Genomic DNA, 23,034 nt, shown 5'->3' on the forward strand with positions numbered 1-23,034 from the left:
TGTGTGCAGGTCAGTGCATATTGCGAGAGTAATATAACGGTGTTATGTTTTGCAATAACAGTGTTATCCAGCTCTCCGACTGATCCGATGACTGGTCAGGAGGTGGAAATACTGATGGGAGCGCTTGCTCTCTACGTTTGTCACCGGAGGATCCAAGAGATGACGAAGATGCATGCACCGCCCGAGTACCTTGATATGGAGTCCCGTGGCTCTGTGTTGATTGCGCGGCTGGATGGAGGTCCACACGGGCTGATGGGGTTGGACATGGCCAATGAGCTTGCGGCGCTACTGGACAAGCTGGAGTCCGATACCGCGGTAAAAGCAGTTGTGCTCACCGGAACTCATCCTGAGCGTTTCATCGGTCATGCAGACGTTCGTTGGCTGCAGGAAGGTGGAAAGAGTATCCCGTCGGTCGGGCGCGGTATGGCCTCGGCGATCGCTCGAACCGCCAAGGCCGTTCGCGGTATTGCGCCATTGGCGGCAGCGGCGTCCCTGACACCGCTGGATGGCGGGATGCAACTCGACAAGCTGCACGACACTTTTTTACGGATGAACCGCAGTGGCGTCATTTTCGTCGCCGCGCTGAATGGATCTGCGCTGGGACTGGGCAGCGAGCTCGCGCTAGCGTGTGACGTGCGCCTGATGGCGGATGGCGATTTCTTCATCGGGCAGCCCGAGGTGCTGCTTGGAATCCTTCCTGGTGGCGGAGGCACTCAGCGATTACCACGACTGGTCGGCGCCCATCGCGCGCTGATGCTGATGCTTGAAGGTCGGCCGGTGTCGCCACAGAAGGCGCTCGAAATAGGCTACATCGACGAAGTGGTTGCTCCGGATGCGCTGCTTGATCGCGCCATCGAGTTGGCCGGGTATCTGGGTTCCCGACCCAAAGGGGCGATTGAGGCCGTCAAGCGAGCCGTGTACTTCGGCGGGTCAGCCACCCTCGACGAGGGGCTGCATAGGGAGCGTACCGAATTCATCAGGATCTCGCCGACCGAGACGGCGCAATCGCTGATGGTCGAATACCTTGAGCGCACCGATCGGGACGGCAACGCGCCGTTCTACAACCCGGCCATTTTCGAGCAAACCCTTGAGCAAGGCTCTTTGCCCCTGCAAAACGGGGGAGGGAGGAAATGAATCAAATGTCACCGCTTACCTATCAGTTCACTCGCCAGGACGTTCAATTTGACTCGGGTGAAACCTACTGTTCGGCCTGGCTCTACCTGCCGGTTGGCGTGGAGAAACCGCCGATCGTAGTGCTCGGACACGGACTGGGTGCGGTTCGCGAGATGCGCCTCGATGCCTTTTGCGAACGATTCGCCGCTGCGGGAATCGCTACATTGGCCTTCACCTACCGTTATTTCGGAGACAGCGGTGGTCGGCCCAGGCAGTTGATGTCTGTGAAGCGGCAACTGGCTGACTGGGATGCCGCGTTGGACTTCGTCAAAGGCTGCGCGGAGGTCGATGGGCGCCGGGCTGCCGTATGGGGAAGCTCGTTTGGGGGAGGGCATGCGATTACCGTGGCCAGCCGGCATCCCGAGTTACTGGCCGCCATCAGTCAGTGCCCTTTCACCGATGGCCTGGCTTCAACTGCCGCACTGGGTGTGAAGGGATCGCTGCAGGTAATGCCGGTGCTCCTGCGTGATTTTGCAGCCAGGCTACTGGGTCGCCCGCCCGTGATGGTGCCAATCGCTGCCGCTCCCGGTCAGCCAGCCTTGATGAATGCGCATGACGCGCTGCCGGGTTATCTGGCCTTGGTGCCGAAGGGCATGGTGTTCGTCAATCACGTCGCCGCACGGGTGCTCCCGGAAATCATGGTTTATCGGCCCGGACGCTCGGCCTCCAAGGTGAAGCTCCCCATCCTGTTTTGCGTCAGCACCACTGACACCGTCACGCCACCGGAACAGACGATCGCCTTGGTGCGCAAGGCGCCGCATGGAGAAACCAGACTCTACGCGGCGGGGCATTTCGAGTTCTACATGGGCGACGCGTTCGAAGAGCTGGTGACGGATCAGACCCAATTTCTGACGAAGCATCTACTCGGCTCTTCAGCCAACTGATTCAAGCGTTTTCGTCACTTTTCAGAGAGAACAACAATAATGTGTTTTTCCAAACTTTCAGATTTGCGCGCGACGACAGAGCCTGATGGTCTGTGCATCGCTGACGACAGCAGCAACCTGACTAACCGGCAGTTCCATTCCAGAGTCCTCGCGGCAGCGGGAGTATTCGCGGACAGGGGAGTGGGCGTTGGGGACGTCGTTGCAATCATGTTGCCCAACCAGGTGGAGTTTGTGGTGGCGATGTTCGCCGCCTGGCGTCTGGGGGCTGCGGTCACGCCTATGAATCCGGGGCTCACCAATAAGGAAGCTGCTCATCAATTGGTTGATTCGGGGGCGAAGCTGCTCGTCAATATCAGTGGCGAAACTGTGATCCCAAGTGTGCAATCTCTGCCAGTGGCCGATCTGGAAGCAGGGGCACCCTATACCGGTATGCCGATTGCAGAGCTTGCCGCACTCGCTCTGTTGATCTACACCAGTGGCACTACCGGCCTGCCGAAGGGCGTGATGCTCGATCACGCCAATATCGAAGCCATGTCACAAATGGGCCGACATTCGCTCAAGGTTACAGCAGCAGACCATTGCTTATTGATACTGCCACTCTTTCACGTAAACGGCATTGTGGTGAGTACCCTTATCCCGCTATCAAGCGGTGGTCGGGTTTCGATTCGCAAGCGTTTCAATGTCGACACGTTTTTTGAGGATGTCGAGTGGCTTCGACCCACCTACTTCTCTGCAGTGCCAACCATCTACGCAATGCTCAGCGCGTTACCTCGCGAGGTAAAACCTTATACCTCCAGTCTTCGGTATGGCATCTGCGGCGCGGCGCCTGCATCGGCGCAACTACTGGAAAAATTTGAAGCTCGCTTCGGTTTTCCGCTGCTTGAGGGATATGGCCTGTCCGAAGGCACGTGCGCTTCGACCATCAACCCCTTCGACGGCCTGCGCAAGGTCGGTACGGTCGGGCTGCCCTTCATCGGGCAACGCATTGCAATCGCCGACCCGAGCGGTGTGCATTTGCCGCAGGGCGCCACTGGCGAGGTGCTGGTTCAAGGCCCTAACGTCATGCGCGGTTACCTTGGGAAACCCGAGGAAACGGCGAAGACCATCGTCGATGGCTGGCTGCACACCGGCGACATTGGCAGGATCGACGAAGACGGTTATCTGGCCATTGTCGGGCGCCTTAAAGAGATGATCATTCGCGGCGGCGAGAACATCTATCCGAAGGAGATCGAGGATGTGTTGTTCGAGTTTCCGGGGGTGCTTGAAGCCGCAGTGATTGGTACCCCTCACGAGACCTTCGGCGAAATAGTGGTTGCCTACGTCGCGTTTCGTACGGGAATCGCCGGTACCCAGGAGGGCTTGAATGAGCACTGCACTGACCGGCTGACGCGTTATAAAAGACCTTCCACGATCAACATCATCGATAGCCTGCCAAAGAATGCCGTGGGCAAGGTCGACAAGCTGAAGCTGCGCAAGATGTGGACCGAATGTGTCGATTGACAGGTCGTTACCTGATGGACTTTAGGCGAAAAGCAACCGGCACGTAGAAGGGGACACATCATGAAAAACGCAGACTTCGACTGGCTGGTGATCGGATCAGGATTTGGCGGCAGTGTCTCGGCGCTGCGCCTCGTGGAGAAAGGCTATCGCGTCGGGGTACTCGAGCGCGGCCGTCGCTATCGCGACGAAGACCTTCCCAAGTCGGCCTGGCAGTTCAACAAGTATCTGTGGGCACCCGCATTGGGTTTGAAGGGCATCATGCGCATGTCGCTGTTTCGTCATGTCTTTTTTCCCAGCCAGTCGGGTGTCGGTGGCGGCAGCACCGTGTATGGCGGTGTGTTGTACCGCGCCAAGCCAGCGTTCTTCGACAACGTGCAGTGGCGCGAGCTCGGTCACTGGGACAGGCTATTGCAGCCTCACTACGATACGGCCGAGCGCATGCTTGGGGTAAAGACGGTGCCATTCGACTCGACGAACCAGCAACTGGCCCGGGAGATGGCGCAACACTTCGCAACCGAAGACACATTCACTCGAGCACCCACCGGAGTGTTCTTTGGCGAACCGGGAAAAACCGTCAAGGACCCCTATTTCGGTGGGGAAGGGCCTGACCGTACCGGGTGTATACGTTGCGGCGCCTGTATGGTGGGATGCCGCGTCGGTGCCGTGAACTCGCTGGTGAAAAACTACCTGTGGTTCGCAGAGAAACGCGGCGTGCAGATATTGGCAGAGCGCGAGGTCGTTGATGTGAGCCCGCTCGGGGCCGCCGACGGCAGTGAAGGCTATCGTGTGACCGCCCAGCGTCCCGGTGCCTGGTTCTTCCGTGATCGTCAGACGTATACCGCTCGTGGAGTGATCTTCGCTGGCGGGGCTCTCGGTACCAACGAATTATTGGCCAACTGCAAGCACGGCGGTTCGTTGCCCCGGGTCAGCGATCGCCTTGGTGAACTGGTGCGCACCAACAGCGAATCGGTTCTGAACGTGCGCCTGCCCGAGGACCGCAAAACCTGGAACGATGTCACCGCCAGCAGCAGTGTGCACGTCGATCAGGATACCCACATCGAGTTTCTCACCTATGGTCGCAACGCGGACTTCCTGAGCTTGCTTTGCACGCTGTTGGTCGGTAAGGGTAACCGCGTGACGCGGCCGTTGAAGTGGCTGGGGAATATCGTGTTGCACCCGGTGCGATGGCTCAAGTCAATGTGGCCAAGGGGCTGGAGCCGACACATGGTGATGCTGCTGGTGATGCAGACATTGGACAATGCGATTGCACTGCGTCCCAGGAAGCGTTGGCTGGGCCGTGGCTATCGCCTCGTCACTGAGCAGAACCGCAAAAAGCCAAATCCGACGTACATCGAGATGGGTAATCAGGCCGCTCAGTGGCTGGCCAGGCACACCGGCGGTATTGCCCAGAGCAACGTACTGGAAGCGCTGGGCAACATTCCGACAACAGCCCATGTGCTGGGAGGCGCCGTGATCGGCGCCGATGCCCAACGCGGCGTGATTGATCAGAACCTGCACGTTTTCGGTTACCACAACATGTTGGTGTGTGACGGCGCTGCGATGCCTGCAAATCCTGGGGTTAATCCTGCACTGACCATCACGGCACTTGCCGAGTACGCCATGGCGCAGATTCCACAGGCTCCTGTGTACTTGAACTGAAATACTGTTCGCACCGCGTGACTGCATGGTTGCGCGGTTTTTTCAAGGCTCTGGCGCAGTTGCCTGCCCGGCAATCACGCCAGCAGTGGAAGATTCGACTTTTTCGCGCTTTGCTCCCAAGCCGACGACAATGTTGTTACACGTCGCTACCAGGATCTGCGCAGCAGGATTTTCCACGCCTGAGAAGTGGCCGGCGAGTTCGAGCATGATGAATCCATGCGCGGCACTCCACAGCTGTGGCGCGATGAGAGCGGGATCGATTTTGCGAACGCATTTGGCATCGACCAGGCGAGCGCAAGCGTTGATCAGAATCGCGTATGTCGCTTTGAAGGCTTCCGATTGCCCATTTGCAATCGAGGTCATGGTACCTCGTGAGGGGCTATATCTGCCGTCAATCGAAAGACCGAACATCAAGTCGTACAGATGGGGATTGCTTCGTGCAAGGTCTCGGCAAGCCAGGAGCATCGCGCATAAGTCGGCTATGGGATCCTCCGTGATGGGCACACGCTTGAAGACTGCAGCCAACCGCTTGAATCCCTCGTCAGCGACGGCTTGTAGAAGTTCCGGCACTCCGCCGAAGTGTGTGTAAACCCCCATGGTCGACAGGCCGGCTTCGCTCGCGACCGAACGGGCCTTGACTTCGGACGGGCCGCTGGAGGCGAGCACACGGATGGTTGCCTCGACGAGGCGGGTGGGGGCATTAGGGAGTGAGTTATCAGTGGTCATGTTGCAATACTGCCATAACGGCGTTATGTTTATCAAATAACATCGTTATTGATCTGTAACCGCTCGATCATGAGGATTCAGGCAATGCGCACTTTGAATAAAGCAGGTGTCTTCGGACTCACCCTGGCAGCAGCAGTCATGTCATCGGCGCTGTGGGCAGACGACAGTTCGCCGGTTGGCCTGTGGCAAAACATCGACGATGTCAGTGGCAAGCCGAGGGCGTTGATTCGCATCACCGAATCCGATGGCACGCTGAAGGGCATTATCGAAAAAGCGTTTCCCACTCTCAAGGAAAATCAGAATCCGAGGTGCGAGAAATGTGAAGGCGTGAACAAGAATGTGCCGATTGTAGGCCTGACCATTCTGACCGGTTTGCGAAAGGATGGCGAAGAGTACACCGGTGGCCAAATCCTCGATCCGGATAACGGCAAGGTCTATAGCAGTAAAGTCCACCTGACCGACAATGGCAAAAAGCTCAGCGTACGCGGCTACATTGGCGTGCCGGTATTAGGGCGCTCACAAACCTGGGTACGCCAGGAATAAGGAAGCACGATGAAAGCATTCATTATCGATCGCTACGGAAAAAAGGCTGCGTTACGGGCGACCGAAATACCAGAACCTGAATTGGGCAAGGATGATGTTTTAGTCCAGATCCATGCGGCGGGTGTAAACCCTCTGGATTTAAAAATCAGAGACGGTGAGTTCAAAATGATTTTGCCTTATCGCATGCCGCTTGTTCTGGGTAATGATTTGGCTGGGGTCGTCGTACGGGTCGGCTCAGGCGTGCAGCAATTCAAGGCGGGTGATGAGGTCTATGCACGGCCCGATGACAATCGAATCGGTGCGTTCGCCGAATTCATTGCGATCGATCAACGTTCGCTGGCGCTCAAGCCGAAAGGTCTCACCATGGAGGAAGCAGCTTCGATCCCTCTGGTTGGCTTGACCGCGTGGCAGGCACTGGTCGAAAAAGCGAACTTGAAGAAAGGCCAAAAGGTACTTATCCACGCGGGCTCCGGTGGCGTGGGAACACTGGCCATTCAGCTGGCCAAACACCTGGGGGCGACCGTTGCGACGACCACCAGCACGGCGAATGTCGAATGGGTGAAGCGTCTCGGTGCGGATATCGTGATCGATTACCGCAAAGACGATTTCGAAAAGGTCCTGCACGACTACGATGTGGTCTTGAACAGCCTCGGCACAGAGACTCTCGAGAAGTCGTTACGCATCCTGAAGCCGGGTGGAAAGCTCATCTCAATCTCTGGACCGCCGGATGTAGACTTTGCGAAAAGCGCTGGATTGTCCGGGTTCCTGAAACTGGTCATGCGTCTGTTGAGTTATGGGATCAGGAAAAAGGCCAGGCGTCGTGGTGTCAGCTATTCATTTCTTTATATGAGAGCCAGCGGTGAGCAATTGCACAAGATTACCGCGCTCATCGATTCCCGGGTCCTACGCCCGGTGGTGGACCGGGTTTTTCCTTTCGAATCGACCCCGGAGGCCTTGGCTTATGTTGAAACCGGCCGGGCAAAAGGCAAGGTCATCGTCAAGGTAAAGTAACGAGATGACGTCCATGTTCGAAAACTTCGAAACGCACCGAATTACCGTAGGTGATGTAGAAATTGCCTGTGTTGCAGCGGGCATAGGCGAACCCATACTGATGCTCCACGGTTTTCCGCAGACCATGGCGCTCTGGGCCCGTATCGCACCTGGGCTGGTCGCGCGTGGCTATCGGGTTGTCTGTGCTGATTTGCGTGGGTATGGCGCATCGTCCAAGCCGCCGGCTCAACGGGATCTGTCGAACTACGGATTTCGCGCCATGGCTGCCGATCAGGTCGAACTGATGCGTGTGCTCGGGCATGAACGGTTCCATCTTGTCGGACACGACCGTGGTGCGCGCACTGCATACCGGATGACGCTGGATTATCCAGACAAGGTGGCGAGCGTCACGCTAATGGACATCGTCCCTACGGCTGTGATGCTGACAGATCTGCGCAAGGACGTAGCCCGCAGTTACTGGCACTGGTTTTTCCTGTCTCAGCCCGCACCCTTCCCGGAGCGCATGATTGAGGCAGATCCCGATTTCTTTTTCGAGAGCTGCCTGTTCGGCTGGGGCGCCGCAGGGCTGAAAGATTTCGATGCTGACCAACTGGCGGCGTATCGGAAAGCCTGGCGTGATCCGGCGACGATCGCCGGGTTTTGCAACGACTATCGCGCCACGCTCACTGTGGATCTGGAGGACGATTTGTCCGACTCCGGACGCCGCATCACCGCGCCCGCGCTGATCCTCTATGGTGCCTCGGGTGCGATGGCCAGGCACTATGATTTACCCGCCTCCTGGGTGAGTCGCTGCACAGTGATGGAGGCCTCTGCGATAGTGGGCGGGCATTTTTTTGCTGATGCCCGGCCAGACGAGGTCGTTGAACGAGTCGCCGCATTTTTGGCAAGCCATCCCTTGCAGTCTGGCTGAATACCTTCCGTGCATCGATGTCGATGCCTGCCGTGCCCTGTTGATAGCGGATAACGCTCAGTGACGCTGGCTGCGAATGGCTCCCCACCATGGGTATCTACACATCTTCCCGAGTTTGATGGTGTACATATCCATTTCTGCGGTAACGGCCGCTTAGGGTTCCGCCCTGACGGCGGGTCACTTGGAAAAGCCCCAAGTAACCAAGGGCTCTTGCCCCGCCATTCGGTGCCTCGCTTAGGCTCGGCATACCCTCACTCCGGCATTGCTCCGGGGGCCCGCCGCCATCGGCCATCCATGGCCCAGAGTGTGTAAAAACCGGCTCAAGCAGCGTCGGCGCGCAGCGCAGACGATGCTTTGGCCGGCTAATCACAGCTAAAGCGTTCCACGTAGCCCCAGCCGGTTCTCAGGGTCGCTACCAACACGTCACAGCGCCTCAATCGGGGCAAAACAAGGGCCTTTTCAGGCCGCCAGCGCTTTCATCAGATTCTGCGCACCGAGGATTTTCATCACTCGCTTCAAGTTGTAGGCGAGCACATTCAGGCTCATTTCGGTGCTCACCCCGGCAAGCCGCCGGGTCAAAAAGTGTGTCGCTCCCATCCATTGCTTGAGCGTCCCGAAGGGATGTTCGACGGTCCGCTTGCGGATGCTCATCATCTGCGGCGCATTGTCCAGACGGACCTGCATTTCCTCCAGCACGGCTTCATGTTCCCAGCGACGAACCTTTCGCTCCCTGGCCGGTGTGCATTGCGCCTTTATCGAGCAGGACCGGCAGTTGGAGCTCCAGTAACTGTTCAGCGTCTTGCCATTATCGACGCAAGCGTTGCGCCAGGTCAGCACTTCCTTGGCGGGGCAGACGTACACGTCTTTGTCTGCCTCGTAGATGAAAGCATCGTTGTTGAAGCGGCCATCAAATTTGGCCCGGGAGCTCAGCGTCTTCGGCACATAAGCGGTAATTCCTGTCTCATGGCAGGCAAGGATCTCCCCGCTTTTGTAATACCCGCGGTCAGCCATCACCGACAACGATTCGAGCTTCATCGCCTCATGGGCCTGCTTGGCCATCGAGCTGAGCTGATCACGGTCGTGACCCACATTGGTCACTTCGTGCGCGACAATCAGATGATGCTTGGTATCGACCGCGGTCTGTACGTTGTAACCCACGATTCCTTTGCCGCTCGTCATCATCGAACGGGCGTCCGGGTCGGTCAGTGAAACCTGCTTGTCAGGCGATTCCTCAAGCTGAATTTCAATCGCCTGAAGCGCTTTCATTTGCTCCTTTAGTTTGGCGATTTTCTCTTCAAGGCCGCCGCTTTTGGGACCCGAGGGCATGGGCTCCTCCCGATCAGTCGCATCCAGCGCCTTTAGATAACGGCCAATGCTCGATTCGATTTCTTCCATCCGCCGCTTCAGCTTGGCGCTGGTGAAATTGCGGTCGCGGTGGTTCACCGCCTTGAATTTGCTGCCGTCGATAGCAACCAGGTTTTCCGCGAAAAGCCCCAACTGTTGGCACAGCACAACAAACTGGCGGCAGACGCCTCGAATGGCTTTGCTGTTGTCTTTGCGGAAGTTGGCGATGGTCTTGAAGTCTGGCATCAAGCGACCGGTCAGCCACATCAGTTCGACGTTGCGCTGCGCCTCGCGTTCAAGGCGTCGGCTCGACTGGATGCGGTTTAGATAGCCGTAGATGTAGATCTTCAGCAGGACTGCCGGATGGTAAGCCGGTCGGCCAGTTTCAGCAGGGACAGCGCTTTCGAATCCCAAGGTGATCAGGTCAAGTTCATCAACAAAGACATCGACAACACGCACCGGATTGGTGTCGCTGACGTAATCGTCCAGGCTCTCGGGGAGCAGGGTCCTTTGACCTCGGTGTTCGCCTTGAATGAAGCGTTTCATGGGCAGCCCTTGCGATGAAATCCTGGGAAATCATAGCAAGGGTTGACTTGGATGTTTTGACACACTCTGGGCCGGGGGCGGCTACCGCGGCATCCCTGCCGCGGTGCCCCCTGCGCAATACCTGCGTTCGGCCTCTGGGAAAGGGGCAACAGATCAAAATCAAAAGCCAAAGCAACGGCAGATCAACAGCATCGCGAGCAGGCTCGCACACAGTCGGAGTGGGTACATCCGGGGAAAATTGGTCGGCTGACAGGCCACCATCGCAGCGATGCGGCGACCCGACAAGCCAGCCACAAAAAATCAGCGCCCATCCGCTCTGCCTTTCACCACTCAACAGGCCGAGCGTTAGCTCGCCTGCAGCTGTTGATCTTGATGCACCGCCCCCTCGTGAGGCCGAGTGGAGGTTCTGCGTAGTGGGCAACCCGGCATGGATGCCGGGTTAGCCGCGTACGGCCATGGATGGCCGATCGCGGCGGGCCCACGGAGCAGGACCGGAGCGAGGGCATGCCGAGCCTGGGCGAGGCACCGAACGAAAGGGGCAAGAGCCCTTGGTTACTTGGGGCTTTTCCAAGTGACTCGCTGTAAAAGCGAAACCGCTAGCGGCCGTTACCGCAGAAATGGATATGTACTCCCAACACCACGCCCCGGCAGTGAATCTCTGTAGCTCACAAGATATGTAGATACCTATGCACCATGGGCACGCAGCCTTTTCTCTGGATTGCCGCTGAGGCAACGACCTACGTGGACTGCGACGGCGACAGTGTCGCGAGAATTTTTTCGCGGCAGACCTCCAGAATCTCATCCGCCAGTGGGGAATCATCCGGGCAAGCCCGCGACAACACGACTGCGCCGATCGCATGGGCAAGCATGTCGATCATCCGTGCTCGCACTGTGTGCGGATCCACGTCGCCCGGCGAGTCATCAGGCTCAAGGGCTGCCAGCATGCTTTCGACCCCGTCGGCAAACGTTGCCTTGATCTCCCCTGATTGACGCGCAGCGTCGCCGCAGAGGGCGGCCATCGTGCAGCCAGCGTTGCGGCCATCACGGTGAGCCCGTGACAGGTAAATATTGACGAACTCGGTGACGTCTAGGTCCGCGGTATTGACCAGGCTCTGCGAAAGCCCGTTCGCCGCTGCTTCAGCCATCAAATCGGCTTTGGAGCGAAAGTGCTTGTAGAACCCGCCATGGGTGAACCCGGCAGCGGCCATCAGTTCCGCCACCCCCACACCGTCATAGCCGCGTTCACGAAACAGGGCGGAGGCCGTCTCGACGATGTGCGCCCGATTCGCCTGTGCCTGCGCTTTGGTGACTCTCATACCCACATGCCTCTTTGAATCTGCTGACTGTCAGGCGGTCAATATACATTGATGTCAATCATCATCAAAGTCATTGACGATTAAGATTATGGTCATCATCATAACGGCTCGCCAACTTTGGAAGGGCTCAGGCCATGAGCGCCGCCCACCTGAAAGCGCCGATCGCATGGCGATGCACACTCGCAACAACGACCATCAGTCAACGTGGGAGAAACAAGGCATGACCGAAAAAACTTTATTTGAGCCCTACACCCTCGGCTCCCTGACGCTCTCCAACCGGGTGGTCCTGGCGCCGCTGACGCGCAACCGCGCCGGTGCGGGCTTCGTTCCAAGCGAGTTCGCTGCAACGTATTACAGCCAGCGGGCGTCGGCCGGCCTGCAGATTTCCGAGGCCACACAGATTTCGCAGCAAGGGCAGGGCTACCAGGATACGCCCGGCATCTACTCGCAAGCGCAGATCGACGCGTGGCGTGAGGTCACCAATGCCGTCCATGGGAAGAACGGGAAAATTTTCCTGCAGTTGTGGCACGTCGGACGAGTTTCGCATGTTGATCTGCAGGAGAACGGCGCCGCTCCGGTGGCGCCCTCGGCCATTCGGGCCGCAACCAAGACATTCGTCAACAACAGCTTTGTCGACGTTTCCGAGCCTCGGGCGCTGGCGCTCGACGAACTGCCCGGGATCGTCAACGACTTCCGCCAGGCTGCGGCAAACGCTATTGCCGCAGGCTTCGATGGCGTCGAGATCCATGGCGCCAATGGCTATCTGCTGGACCAGTTCGTCAAGGACGGTGCCAACGTACGCACCGATGCCTATGGCGGGTCGATCGAAAATCGCGCGCGGTTGCTGCTGGAGGTGACGGCAGCAGTGGTGGCTGAGATCGGCGCCGAGCGCACCGGCATTCGTATCTCGCCGGTTTCGCCCACCAATGGTGTCTCGAGCAGCGATCCACAGGGGCAGTTCGACTACATCGTCGATCAGCTCGACGCCTTGGGCATCGTCTATCTCCATGTCGTCGAGGGTGCGACCGGCGGGCCGCGCGAGGTCGCACCGTTCGACTTCGATTCCCTGCGCCGGCGATTCAGGAACACCTACATCGCCAACAACGGTTATGACCTGGATCTCGCTACCTCCCGGCTCACCGAAGGCAAGGCAGACCTCTTCGCGTTCGGGCGCCCATTCATTGCCAACCCCGATCTGGTGGAACGTCTGAAAACCGCAGCGCCGTTGGCGCCCTTCGATCCGGCCACGCTTTTCGGCGGTGGTGCTGCGGGATACATCGACTATCCGGCCCTCGCTGATGCCAGCGCCCTGTAACACTGGCGCGGTGTCGATTTGAACGTTGCATGCCCGACATGGGTTCACCTGATCAAGAGAGCAACTATATGACTACCCATCCCGCAGTCCTGATTACTGGCGCTTCCTCCGGCATCGGCGCCACCTATGCCGAGCGCTTCGCACGTCGCGGCCACGACCTGGTGCTGGTTGCCCGCGACAAAGCCAGGCTGGAGACACTGGCGGCTCGCCTGCGCGAGGAACACAGCGTCGCAGTCGATATCCTTAAGGCCGATCTCACCCAGTCCGGCGACCTGGCCGTCGTCGAGACGCGCCTGCGCGATGATTCGCGCATCGGCATCCTCATTAACAACGCCGGGGCAGCCCAGTCCGGCAGTTTCATCGAGCAGACGACCGACGATATCGCTCGACTCGTCGCGCTCAACACAACCTCGTTGGTGCGACTCGCCAGCGCAATCGCCCCTCGGCTTGCGCAGGCCGGTGAAGGCGCGATCGTCAATATCGGTTCAGTGGTTGGCTTGGCGCCGGAATTCGGCATGTCAGTCTATGGCGCCACCAAGGCCTTTGTGCTGTTTCTATCCCAGGGACTGAGTCTGGAACTCGCGCCCAAAGGCGTCTATATCCAGGCCGTGCTTCCTGCCGGTACTCGCACGGAGATTTGGGGGCGTGCGGGCATCGACATCAACGCGCTGCCGGAACTGATGGAGGTGGGTGAGCTGGTGGATGCCGCGCTGGTGGGCTTCGATCGGCGTGAGCTGGTGACCATCCCGCCACTGCATGACGCCAGTCGCTGGACCGCCCTGGACGCCGCGCGACAAGCGCTCATTTCGGACATTAGACAAGCGCATGTAGCAGAGCGGTATCGCACGGAGTAAACAATGACCCATTCCGACAATTACCTTGGATCGGGTACGTCCTACGTAACTGCCGTAAACCGCTCGATCAATGTCGCTGGGACTGTGTTTGCCTACCGTGATCTGGGGCCTCGCAGCGGGGTGCCGCTGATTCTTCTCAACCATTGGGGCGCGGTATTGGACAACTTCGATCCGCGGATCATCGATGGTCTTGCCAGTCAGCATCGCGTCATCGCCACTGACTACCGAGGCATCGGCGCATCGGGAGGAACCGCGCCCCTGACCATTGATGAAATGGCGCGGGATGCAATAGCCCTGATCCACGGGCTTGGCCTGGAGAAGGTTGATCTGATCGGTTTTTCCCTTGGCGGATTCGTGGCACAGGACATCGTGCTCAAAGCCCCCGGCCTGGTACGCAAGCTCATTTTGGCGGGTACAGGGCCGGCGGGCGGCAAAGACATTGACAGGGTAGGGGCGGCATCCTGGCCATTGATGATCAAGGGGTTACTGACGCTGCGGGATCCGAAGTTCTACCTGTTCTTCACAGGCTCGGCCAATGGTCGCCAAGCCGCGAAGGCCTTCTTGAAGCGACTGAAGGAGCGCAAAACGGATCGGGACAAGGGACCCACACCAAATGCCTTCTCGCGGCAGTTGAAGGCGATCAAGGCGTGGGGGCTGCAGGCACCTCAGGATCTGGGCAGTATCCGGATCCCGGTACTGATCGCCAATGGTGATAACGACATCATGGTGCCGACAGTGAACTCTACTGATATGGCCCGCCGCATCCCGAACGCGCAATTGATCATTTACGAAGATGCCGGACATGGTGCGATTTTCCAGAATCACGCCAATTTCGTGGCGAAGGCGCTGGCTTTTCTCGATCCCGAACAGCCTGACAAAACGTTACCTGACCCGCACTAGTTTTTCGGTTACGCGAGGCTATCCGGATCCCCAAAAAACATCTGAATCCGCGAGCGCAGCCAGCGCTCCCCCGGATCGTTATCCTGCGACCCGCGCCAGGCCATATGCAGTTCAAAGCTGCGCACCGGCAATGGCGGATCTTCGGCACGCACACCGCCCGCGGCAGTCAGTGCATCGGCCGTGTAGTCCGGCACGGTAGCCACGATGTCGGTGCCCGCGAGCAGGGTGCTCAACCCGTTGAACTGCGGCACGGCGAGCACCACATGACGTTTGCGCCCGAGTTTTTCCAGTTCTTCATCGATAAAACCGCTGAGGTCGCCGGCGAACGACACCAGTGCATGGGGGCGAGCGCAGTAATCATCCAGGCTCAACGGCCCCGGCACGGTGTCGGCGCGCAACAGCTTGGGCTGGCTGCGGCGCAACACTTTGCGCTTGGCGTTGGCCGGCAGATCGGTGGTGTAACTGACACCGATGGAAATTTCCCCGGACGCCAGCATTCCCGGCATCAGGATGTAGTTGACCCTGCGCACCACCAGCACAATCCCCGGCGATTCGGCACGCAGGCGCTTGAGCAGCATGGGCAGTAAGGCGAACTCGACATCGTCCGAAAGGCCGATGCGGAACACGGCGGTACTTGTGGCAGGATCGAACTCGGCCGCACGGCTGACGGCGGTGGAAATCGAATCCAGTGCCGGCGACAGCAGGGCGAAAATCTCGATCGCCCGGGCGGACGGCTCCATGCTGCGACCGGTACGCACAAACAAAGGATCATCGAACAAGCCGCGCAGGCGCGAGAGTGCCGCACTGATGGCCGGCTGGCCGAGGAACAGTTTTTCCGCAGCACGGGTCACGCTGCGTTCGTGCATCAATGTTTCGAAAACGATCAACAGGTTCAGGTCGACACGACGTAGGTCATTACGATTCATCTGGAGTCCTGGCAGAGTCAGCAAACTTGACGTGAGCAGCCATATGAGAACAATGGCCAGCAGGAATATTACGGGGAAAGGCTGGTACTCTGCACCGGGTAATTCAGATTTCCTACAAAGGCGGCTCCAGTTTCCTACGATATTGCCGCCGCCGCGGAATCAATGACAGGCATGTCGACTATTAATAGCCACAGATAGTGTTGGGTTGAAAGCCCAGCTAGAGTTCAAGGCATTAGAGGTTCAATTGGCGAGGTTTGCGATGTCCCGCACGATCCGTTTTCACAAGTTTGGTCCAGCCGAGGTGCTCAAATGCGAAGAGCATGCGGCGGCTCTGCCTGCACCGGGCGAAGTGCAGGTGCGCGTCGAAGCGATCGGCATCAGTTGGTATGACATTCTTTGGCGCCAGAACCTGGCCTCGTCCCACGCTCGTCTGCCTTCAGGCCTTGGTCATGAAATGGCCGGTATCGTCACGGCCGTCGGCGATGGCGTTGAAGACCTGGCCGTCGGTGACAAGGTTGCCAGTTTCCCGGCTGAAAGCCCGAACGATTACCCGGTCTACGGCGAGCAGATCGTTCTGCCGCGATCGGCACTGACCCGCTACCCGGATGTGCTCAGCCCGATTGAAGCCAGCGTGCACTACACGCCGTTGTTGATTGCCTATTTCGCCTATGCGGATCTGGCACGGGTCAAACCCGGGCAGTTTGCCCTGGTGACCGACGCCAGTCATTGCGCCGGACCTTCGTTCGTACAACTGGGCAAGGCCTTGGGTGTTCGAGTGATCGCCGCGACCAAGTCAGCAGACGAGCGTGAGTATCTGCTGTCACTGGGTGCCGAGAAAGTCATCGTCACCGAGGAAGAAGATCTTCTGGTACGAATCAACAAGATCACCGATAACCGCGGCGTGGATGTGGTATTCGATGGTTTGGGCGGTCCGCAGATGTCGTTGCTTGGCGATGTGTTGGCGCCTCGCGGCAGCCTGGTGCTGTACGGCCTGCAAGGCGGCAACCAGACGCCTTTCCCGGCTTGCGCAGCGTTCCAGAAAAACATTCAGTTCTTCGTACACTGCATCGGCAACTTCACTGGCAAGCCGGAACTGGGCATCACCCAGGACCAGGTCGCACTGCAACGTGCCTTGCGCGACATCAATCAGATGACTGCCGACCGCGTTCTGCTGCCGCTCAAGACTCGGGTCTTCCCGTTTGCCGAGTTTGTCGAAGCGCACCGCTACATGGACGAATGCCCGTGTCGCGAAAGGGTCGCGCTGCAGGTCGAACCGGCATAACAATCGCCGCAATAGCCCACCCAAGAGTCCGTGCCCACGCGGACTCTTTCGTTTCAGTCCCCCCCTCCCCAAAAAAAGGTTTTTCACGGAATTCCGGGGGAACACATATAACGAAATATCTGTAAGGGCTGCCGAAGGCTGCGATCTTTTTGATCTTGATCTTCAGCAATCTCCAGATCGCAAAAGCAAGATCAAAAAGATCGTCCGAACGCGGCCCGAACCTTCGGCAGCTCCTACAGGGGAACGCGTGCACCACCAAACAACGAGGTCGAGCGTTAGCTCGCCTCGCGGTGCTGTTGCGGTGCACGCCCCCTCGTGAGGCCGAGCGCAGGTTCTGCGTAGTGGGCAACCCGGCATGGATGCCGGGTTAGCCGCGTACGGCCATGGATGGCCGATCGTGGCGGGCCCTGTAGGAGCGAGCTTGCTCGCGAAAAACCTGAGAGCACCGCGGGGTGTCAGGCTCCCCGCGTCATCGTTGACCTCCATCGCGAGCAAGCTCGCTCCTACAGGCTCTTCCAAGTGACCCGCCGTCAGGGCGGAACCCTAAGTGGCCGTAACCGCAACAATGGATATATACACCAGGAAGAAAATGCTCGGCCGTAAGGTCGCCATCGCTGGCAAGTCGGATCGCCGCACCGCAGCTTCTACAGGTATCGGTGTTCCCCGGGATTGTGTGAAGAACCAAAAAAAGCCGTCGATCCGCAGGCCGGTCCAGCAACTGAGCTGGTTTTTGCCCGTAATCTGTAGCTTCTAATCATCCACTAAGCCCTGATAATTGAATGATTACTTTCATCTCAAGGAATGAGTCATGGTTGGGTGTCAGGCTGAAACTTTTCAATGTGCGCCGTCGGTGCGCATCTCCAAACTAGTGTGTCGTTGCGTAGTTGCCAACAAGATAGCGACAACTTCCTTCCTTATTTCTTGTATTAAGTGTCTGTGGGACATTGTCGGAAGTTTCCTAGGACTGCCGTTTAAATCGAGCAAGCCCTTGCCAGCCGGGCGCTACAGCTTCGCTTGCGTCGTTAAGTCGAGGGGGCGCTACGAACGTTTCAAATGATCGACAGAAAATTCAAGTGCTAGCATTTGGCAATAAAGTCCATGACTTCATACGTGCAGACAGTCCAACGGGATTTGCTGTCTGCGCGATATTGAACTTACGAGTATCAGGTAAATAAAGATGACCAGCATCCATGACCAAGCGATGAACTATGTCTATCAACAGGTGCTGCAGCGATTGCTGGGGTTTTTTTCCCGTGCCGAACGCACCGCATTGCAATTGTTGATTCAGCGCCTGGCGGTAGCGGCAGGGGGCATGGGGCGCATTGGCGAATACAAGGTGCTGGCGATCCAGTCCGGAACCCGTGACAACTGCTACACACTGGCATTGTTGCGTGCTGCGCAGCTGATCATCGCCACGCGGGCACCGGCGACATTCCAGTTGCGCATCGCCTCGTTGCGATTGAACGGGGCAAGCTGCGCGGCCGTGGAGAACATGCACCGGACCAACAGCGCATTGTTTGTCTATGACGATCCCCGAGTCGAGGTGTTGATGGTCGATGATCGCGAAGTCTTGCCGTTCAACCACCTGACGCCGACCTCCGACGCCGGTCGCGAGTCCGGCCGCCTGAACCTGTTGATGATCGGCCATCGCCGGGCTTGGCGCGGCGGGTTCGACCTGTGGGATGACGGTTATCTGACAACGGGAGAGTTCTACGGACAAATCGCCCGCTGGGACGGTGGTGTGGACGCCTTGCTCATCGCTGATACGTTGGGTCAGCAAAAGCAGTTCATCGATGGATTGAAACGTGCCGCGACCAAGGCAGGGCTCACGCATTCATACGGGGGCGAGGCCGGTTATTCGGGGTTGTTTGCGCTGCTCGATGAACTGGGCAGCGACTGCTATCACGCGTTCTACGCCGATTACGGCCAGGCCCGATGGCGTCCACAAGAGCGCTTTGAGACCTGTCGTCGTACGGCCTGCATCGATATTCACGACCTGCTGGTGAGTAACCTGGAAGAGCGCTGGCCATTGCTGACGGAGTTTCTCCGATTCCAGCCTGACGAACTGTTCGCGCAGATCAGTGACAACGAATTCGTCAGCCCGTCGATCTCGGCGCACGTGCAGGGCTTGCAGGCGAGCTTCGTGCAGGGTCGCGATTACGAGTCCGGCGTGGCGCAATACCTGCAACGCGCCCTGGTGATGATGCGCCGCAAGCGCTTGCCTGAGCGTTTGTGCGAGCAGGCCATCAAGGTCTTCGGCAACCCGGCGACATTGAGCGAGCTGCGCGCCAGGGCAGCGGCCGAGGCGCAAAAGAACCTGGGCCTGAGCGAAGCACAACTGGTGTGCCTGCTTTTTGCGCCTTTTATAGAAAGAGGTGCGGGGCTCGAGCGTTTTCTGCGTCAGTGCCATCCGGGCATGCTGGTGGCCATGCCCGAGTTGCACCGGGCCATGCAGGGGCACCCGGTCGCCGAACAGATCATGCAATGGATGATGGATGTCAGCGGATTGCCCATCAGCCTGATTGGCCGGCTTTATCGCATGGAGTGGGCGCGAGGAAGCGCTGGCAGAACGCCTGAAGCACTGATCCAGATGGCGGCGTTGCGAAATGCGCTGGGCGATCCTGACGCTGATATCACGTTGGTGGATGAATGGTCGGCGGGTCACTGAGCGTGGGCGGATTTTCAGCCAGTGCGGCCGGCCTTCATTCATGAAAGGTCCACGAGAAACGGATTTCGCCTATCAGGCGGTTTATCGATACCTGGCCAGCCTGATCAACGAGTCTGAAGGGGATTCGCCCATCCGCCTGCCGTCGCTGCGGCATCTGGCGGAGCGCCTCAATGTGTCGATCTCGACCATTCAGTACGCCTATTCGCTCCTGGAGAAAGAGGGGCGCGTCTATTCGGTGGCCAAGTCCGGTTACTACGCGTTGCCGGTGTCCTCAATCAACCTGCAGGACAGCGGCAGCGACCTGCTGGAAGCCGTCTACGTCAATGCCAGGCGTCCGGGGATGCTGGTCCTGAGCGCCGATGAACCGGCGCTGCTGCAGCCGCTCGACAGTCCTTTGTTGCTGCTGGAGCGAGAGTTGCTGCGCCAGTATCCCCGACAGCCGCAGTCGCCTTCGCAACCCTGTGGCGAGCTCGAATTGCGCACCGCCCTGGCTGCACGCTACACCACGTCTCCGATGCGTTACTGGCATGCCGATGACGTCTACATCGGCGCCGATCTTCGTGGTGTACTGGAAATCCTGATCGCCGTGCTGGGCTTGAAGGATGCCACCGTGGTGGTCGAATCGCCGTGCGACTGGACGATCCTGCGTCTGTTTCAAGCCGCCTGCGTGCGGGTGATCGAGTGGCCCGTACAAGCCGACGGTTGCCTGGATATGCAGCGGCTCAAAACGCTGCTGGATACCGAACCGGTCATGCTGGTGATGCTGTCGTCGGCCCTGAACATGCCCCGTGGCAGCCTGGCGTCTGACGAAAACAGGCAAGCCATTGCCCGGCTGTTGGCCGCGCATGACAGTTGGGTGCTGGAAAACGACTGTTATGGCGAACTCGGATTTGACCTTGGAGGCGTACGCTTTCGCGACTTGCTGGACCCTGAACGGCTGATGGTGTTTTCCACGTTCGAGAAAATCATCGGTCCGGAAGCGCCCTACGGCTACCTGCTTTCAAGGCATTTGAGCGCTGAGCTGCAACGGCACTTTCTGCTGCGCTCCTTTCGTCTCTCGCCGATTCGCCAGAAAGCCATCGCCCGCTTGTACAGCAGCGGTCGCATTGATCAACACCTGCTGGTGCTGCGACGGCTACTCAAGGAACGCAAGAGTCAAATGACCCAGTTGTTGCAGGAGCGATTGGGTGATGCCTTGCATTTCGTCGAGCCGCAAGGCGGTGCAACGATCTGGGTGCGCTCCTTGCGTCGGGTCAATGTCCGTCGTGTGTTCCAGCGCCTGCTGGCGCATCAGGTGGTCATCGCGCCGGGGGAACTGTTCAGCCTCCACGGTCTGCACGGGCAGCATTTGCGTTTGAGTCATACCTTCGGCGGCGATCACAACCTGGCTGCCGCACTGGGCTTGTTGGGGGATGCGCTGCGTCTGGAATCAATCGAGTGAGTGATGAGACAAAAAATAACACCCTTCATTCTATTGGATCGATCCCATCGCGTTGCGGTCGAACTGCCAGTAAACTGCGACCCCATTCCTGAACCACTCTATTCCAGAGGTTTTGCATGACACTCAGTCCTTTTGCGGGTAAACCGGCACCGGTAGAATTGTTGGTCGACATCCCGCGACTGGTAACGGCCTATTACACCGGCCAGCCTGATGCCGCGATTTCGACCCAGCGCGTTGCCTTCGGCACGTCCGGGCACCGCGGCAGCTCGTTCGACTTGAGTTTCAACGAATGGCACGTGCTGGCGATCAGCCAGGCGATCTGCCTGTATCGCGAAGCTCAAGGCATCGATGGCCCGCTGTTTGTCGGCATCGACACCCACGCACTGTCCACCCCGGCCGGCGCCAGCGCCCTCGAAGTACTGGCCGCCAATGGCGTGACCGTGATGATCGCCGTTGGCGACGAGTACACGCCGACGCCGGCCATTTCCCATGCGATCCTCTGCTACAATCGCGGTCGCACCAGCGGCCTGGCGGACGGCATTGTCATCACGCCGTCCCACAACCCGCCGCAAAGCGGTGGCTACAAGTACAACCCAACCAACGGTGGTCCGGCCGATACCCACATCACCAAGTGGATCGAAGCCAAGGCCAACGAACTGCTGGCCAACAAGCTCGCTGGCGTCAAGCGCATCAGCTACGAGCAGGCACTGAAGGCCAGCACCACCCATCGTCACGATTACCTCAACACCTACGTCGCCGACCTGATCAACGTGATCGACTTCGACGCCATCCGCGATGCCAAGCTGCGCCTGGGTGTCGATCCGCTGGGTGGAGCGGGGGTGCGCTACTGGTCGGCGATTGCCGAGCATTACCGCCTGGACCTGGACGTGGTGAACAAAGAGGTCGACCCGACCTTCCGTTTCATGACCGTCGACTGGGACGGCCAGATCCGCATGGACCCATCGTCCGGCCACGCCATGCAAGGCCTGATCGGCCTGAAAGAACGTTTCGACGTGGCGTTTGCCTGCGATCCGGACCACGACCGCCATGGCATCGTCACGCCGTCCGGTGGCTTGCTGGCGCCGAACAACTACCTCGCCGTTGCCATCGACTACCTGTTCCAGAACCGTCCGCAATGGCGTGCCGATGCGGCCGTGGGTAAAACCGTGGTCAGCAGCGGCTTGATCGATCGCGTGGCCAGGCGCCTGGGTCGTCGCCTGTACGAAGTGCCGGTTGGCTTCAAATGGTTTGCCGACGGCCTGTTCGATGGATCCCTCGGTTTCGGCGGTGAAGAAAGCGCCGGTGCCTCGTTCCTGCGCAAGGACGGCAGCGTCTGGTGCACCGACAAGGACGGTTTGATTCCGGCCCTGCTGGCCGCCGAGATGACTGCCCGGACCGGTCGCGACCCGAGCCAGGCGTATCGTGCCTTGACCGATGAGCTGGGTGAGCCGTTCTCGGTGCGGGTCGACGCCAAGGCCAATCCGGAGCAGAAAGCGCTGTTGAGCAAGCTGTCGCCGCAACAGGTCACCTCGACCCAACTGGCTGGCGAACCGATCCAGAACATCCTCAGCCACGCGCCGGGCAATGACCAGGCCATTGGCGGTCTCAAAGTCATGACCGAAAACGGCTGGTTCGCGGCGCGTCCGTCTGGCACGGAAGACATCTACAAGATCTACGCCGAAAGCTTTGTCAGCGACGACCACCTCAAACAACTGGTGGCCGAGGCGCAAACGCTGGTCGATGGTGCTATTTCCTTGTAGGAGCGAGCCTGCTCGCGATGGTCGTCAACGATAACGCTGGCAGCCTGACACCCCGCGGTATTCTCGGGTTTTTCGCGAGCAGGCTCGCTCCTACATTGGACCGCATTCCCCATGTAGGAGCTGGCTTGCCAGCGAAGACATTTGTACTGTGTCTAGTCCTGAAATAGGTTTACACCTGTTTCAGCCTCAAAACGCCCGATGCACCGCATCGGGCGTTTTGTATTTCAGCGACAGATGAGGCCGCTCGTTGTTATAGATCTGCACCGACTCGTCCAC

General features: G+C 58.7%; 19 protein-coding genes. 14 read left to right on the plus strand and 5 right to left on the minus strand.

Annotated elements, in window-relative coordinates; genetic code table 11:
* Positions 1–159: 159 nt before the first annotated feature.
* Genes KGA83_RS03910 through KGA83_RS03925 form a run of 4 tightly spaced genes read left to right on the plus strand, consistent with a single transcriptional unit; the run spans position 160 to position 5,216 of the window.
* A complete protein-coding gene (locus tag KGA83_RS03910; protein WP_223528508.1) occupies positions 160–1,134 on the plus strand; it encodes an enoyl-CoA hydratase/isomerase family protein in 975 nt (324 codons plus the stop codon).
* Complete coding sequence (locus KGA83_RS03915; RefSeq protein WP_218279787.1) at positions 1,131–2,057, plus strand: alpha/beta hydrolase; 927 nt, start codon at positions 1,131–1,133, stop codon at positions 2,055–2,057. Before KGA83_RS03910 ends, KGA83_RS03915 begins: the two co-directional genes overlap by 4 nt.
* 39 nt (positions 2,058–2,096) lie before the next feature.
* Entirely contained in the window at positions 2,097–3,557 is a 1,461-nt protein-coding gene (locus KGA83_RS03920; RefSeq protein WP_223528511.1) for a class I adenylate-forming enzyme family protein, read from the plus strand.
* A 60-nt stretch (positions 3,558–3,617) separates the two neighbouring features.
* The gene (locus tag KGA83_RS03925) at positions 3,618–5,216 is read left to right on the plus strand and encodes a GMC oxidoreductase (RefSeq protein WP_223528513.1); all 1,599 of its coding nucleotides are present in this window, start codon (positions 3,618–3,620) and stop codon (positions 5,214–5,216) included.
* A 42-nt stretch (positions 5,217–5,258) separates the two neighbouring features.
* On the opposite strand, the gene KGA83_RS03930 is transcribed toward KGA83_RS03925, so the two are convergent.
* Entirely contained in the window at positions 5,259–5,942 is a 684-nt protein-coding gene (locus KGA83_RS03930; RefSeq protein WP_223528515.1) for a TetR/AcrR family transcriptional regulator, read from the minus strand.
* Positions 5,943–6,026: 84 nt separating this feature from the next.
* On the opposite strand from KGA83_RS03930, the gene KGA83_RS03935 reads away from it, so the two are divergent.
* From KGA83_RS03935 to KGA83_RS03945, 3 genes are read left to right on the plus strand one after another with little or no spacing between them, the layout of a single operon-like run.
* Entirely contained in the window at positions 6,027–6,485 is a 459-nt protein-coding gene (locus tag KGA83_RS03935; protein WP_223528517.1) for a DUF2147 domain-containing protein, read from the plus strand.
* Positions 6,486–6,494: 9 nt separating this feature from the next.
* Entirely contained in the window at positions 6,495–7,496 is a 1,002-nt protein-coding gene (locus KGA83_RS03940; protein ID WP_223528521.1) for an NADP-dependent oxidoreductase, read from the plus strand.
* A gap of 13 nt (positions 7,497–7,509) precedes the next feature.
* A complete protein-coding gene (locus tag KGA83_RS03945; RefSeq protein ID WP_223528524.1) occupies positions 7,510–8,406 on the plus strand; it encodes an alpha/beta hydrolase in 897 nt (298 codons plus the stop codon).
* A 459-nt stretch (positions 8,407–8,865) separates the two neighbouring features.
* On the opposite strand, the gene KGA83_RS03950 is transcribed toward KGA83_RS03945, so the two are convergent.
* The gene (locus KGA83_RS03950) at positions 8,866–10,296 is read right to left on the minus strand and encodes an IS1182 family transposase (protein WP_223528526.1); all 1,431 of its coding nucleotides are present in this window, start codon (positions 10,294–10,296) and stop codon (positions 8,866–8,868) included.
* Between the two features lie 737 nt (positions 10,297–11,033).
* Complete coding sequence (locus KGA83_RS03955; RefSeq protein WP_223528529.1) at positions 11,034–11,612, minus strand: TetR/AcrR family transcriptional regulator; 579 nt, start codon at positions 11,610–11,612, stop codon at positions 11,034–11,036.
* Between the two features lie 220 nt (positions 11,613–11,832).
* On the opposite strand from KGA83_RS03955, the gene KGA83_RS03960 reads away from it, so the two are divergent.
* The 3 genes from KGA83_RS03960 to KGA83_RS03970 all read left to right on the plus strand — a co-directional run bounded on the left by KGA83_RS03960 (position 11,833) and on the right by KGA83_RS03970 (position 14,681).
* On the plus strand, positions 11,833–12,927 hold the full coding sequence (locus KGA83_RS03960) for an alkene reductase (protein WP_223528532.1): 1,095 nt from the start codon (positions 11,833–11,835) through the stop codon (positions 12,925–12,927).
* Positions 12,928–12,995: 68 nt separating this feature from the next.
* The gene (locus tag KGA83_RS03965) at positions 12,996–13,781 is read left to right on the plus strand and encodes an SDR family NAD(P)-dependent oxidoreductase (RefSeq protein ID WP_223528535.1); all 786 of its coding nucleotides are present in this window, start codon (positions 12,996–12,998) and stop codon (positions 13,779–13,781) included.
* 3 nt (positions 13,782–13,784) lie between these two features.
* Positions 13,785–14,681 (plus strand): alpha/beta fold hydrolase, encoded by an 897-nt coding sequence (locus KGA83_RS03970; protein ID WP_223528538.1) that lies wholly within the window; start codon positions 13,785–13,787, stop codon positions 14,679–14,681.
* A gap of 8 nt (positions 14,682–14,689) precedes the next feature.
* Here the strand turns inward: KGA83_RS03970 and KGA83_RS03975 are convergent, their stop codons facing one another.
* The gene (locus KGA83_RS03975) at positions 14,690–15,607 is read right to left on the minus strand and encodes a LysR family transcriptional regulator (protein ID WP_108215513.1); all 918 of its coding nucleotides are present in this window, start codon (positions 15,605–15,607) and stop codon (positions 14,690–14,692) included.
* 259 nt (positions 15,608–15,866) lie between these two features.
* Between KGA83_RS03975 and KGA83_RS03980 the strand changes: the two genes are divergently transcribed.
* From KGA83_RS03980 to pgm, 4 genes are all read left to right on the plus strand, one after another.
* Positions 15,867–16,889 (plus strand): zinc-dependent alcohol dehydrogenase family protein, encoded by a 1,023-nt coding sequence (locus KGA83_RS03980; protein WP_108215514.1) that lies wholly within the window; start codon positions 15,867–15,869, stop codon positions 16,887–16,889.
* Between the two features lie 1,177 nt (positions 16,890–18,066).
* Complete coding sequence (locus KGA83_RS03985) at positions 18,067–19,557, plus strand: hypothetical protein (RefSeq protein WP_223528541.1); 1,491 nt, start codon at positions 18,067–18,069, stop codon at positions 19,555–19,557.
* Between the two features lie 40 nt (positions 19,558–19,597).
* Positions 19,598–20,998, plus strand: a complete 1,401-nt coding sequence (locus KGA83_RS03990; protein WP_223528544.1) for a PLP-dependent aminotransferase family protein — start codon at positions 19,598–19,600, stop codon at positions 20,996–20,998.
* A 116-nt stretch (positions 20,999–21,114) separates the two neighbouring features.
* Positions 21,115–22,758 carry a phosphoglucomutase (alpha-D-glucose-1,6-bisphosphate-dependent) gene (gene pgm, locus KGA83_RS03995; protein ID WP_223528555.1) on the plus strand — a complete coding sequence of 548 codons (1,644 nt, stop codon included), beginning with the start codon at positions 21,115–21,117 and terminating at the stop codon, positions 22,756–22,758.
* A gap of 186 nt (positions 22,759–22,944) precedes the next feature.
* Here the strand turns inward: pgm and KGA83_RS04005 are convergent.
* A partial coding sequence (locus KGA83_RS04005) for an integrase core domain-containing protein (protein WP_146615305.1) occupies positions 22,945–23,034 on the minus strand: 90 nt, incomplete at its 5' end.

Source organism: Pseudomonas sp. GL-R-19 (assembly GCF_019956375.1).
Lineage (GTDB): Bacteria > Pseudomonadota > Gammaproteobacteria > Pseudomonadales > Pseudomonadaceae > Aquipseudomonas.

Coding starts and splice junctions, on each gene's coding strand:
- KGA83_RS03910 (WP_223528508.1), top strand. CDS start 160: ATGACGAAGATGCATGCACCGCCCGAGTACCTTGATATGGAGTCCCGT.
- KGA83_RS03915 (WP_218279787.1), top strand. CDS start 1,131: ATGAATCAAATGTCACCGCTTACCTATCAGTTCACTCGCCAGGACGTT.
- KGA83_RS03920 (WP_223528511.1), top strand. CDS start 2,097: ATGTGTTTTTCCAAACTTTCAGATTTGCGCGCGACGACAGAGCCTGAT.
- KGA83_RS03925 (WP_223528513.1), top strand. CDS start 3,618: ATGAAAAACGCAGACTTCGACTGGCTGGTGATCGGATCAGGATTTGGC.
- KGA83_RS03930 (WP_223528515.1), bottom strand. CDS start 5,942: ATGACCACTGATAACTCACTCCCTAATGCCCCCACCCGCCTCGTCGAG.
- KGA83_RS03935 (WP_223528517.1), top strand. CDS start 6,027: ATGCGCACTTTGAATAAAGCAGGTGTCTTCGGACTCACCCTGGCAGCA.
- KGA83_RS03940 (WP_223528521.1), top strand. CDS start 6,495: ATGAAAGCATTCATTATCGATCGCTACGGAAAAAAGGCTGCGTTACGG.
- KGA83_RS03945 (WP_223528524.1), top strand. CDS start 7,510: ATGTTCGAAAACTTCGAAACGCACCGAATTACCGTAGGTGATGTAGAA.
- KGA83_RS03950 (WP_223528526.1), bottom strand. CDS start 10,296: ATGAAACGCTTCATTCAAGGCGAACACCGAGGTCAAAGGACCCTGCTC.
- KGA83_RS03955 (WP_223528529.1), bottom strand. CDS start 11,612: ATGAGAGTCACCAAAGCGCAGGCACAGGCGAATCGGGCGCACATCGTC.
- KGA83_RS03960 (WP_223528532.1), top strand. CDS start 11,833: ATGACCGAAAAAACTTTATTTGAGCCCTACACCCTCGGCTCCCTGACG.
- KGA83_RS03965 (WP_223528535.1), top strand. CDS start 12,996: ATGACTACCCATCCCGCAGTCCTGATTACTGGCGCTTCCTCCGGCATC.
- KGA83_RS03970 (WP_223528538.1), top strand. CDS start 13,785: ATGACCCATTCCGACAATTACCTTGGATCGGGTACGTCCTACGTAACT.
- KGA83_RS03975 (WP_108215513.1), bottom strand. CDS start 15,607: ATGAATCGTAATGACCTACGTCGTGTCGACCTGAACCTGTTGATCGTT.
- KGA83_RS03980 (WP_108215514.1), top strand. CDS start 15,867: ATGTCCCGCACGATCCGTTTTCACAAGTTTGGTCCAGCCGAGGTGCTC.
- KGA83_RS03985 (WP_223528541.1), top strand. CDS start 18,067: ATGACCAGCATCCATGACCAAGCGATGAACTATGTCTATCAACAGGTG.
- KGA83_RS03990 (WP_223528544.1), top strand. CDS start 19,598: ATGAAAGGTCCACGAGAAACGGATTTCGCCTATCAGGCGGTTTATCGA.
- pgm (WP_223528555.1), top strand. CDS start 21,115: ATGACACTCAGTCCTTTTGCGGGTAAACCGGCACCGGTAGAATTGTTG.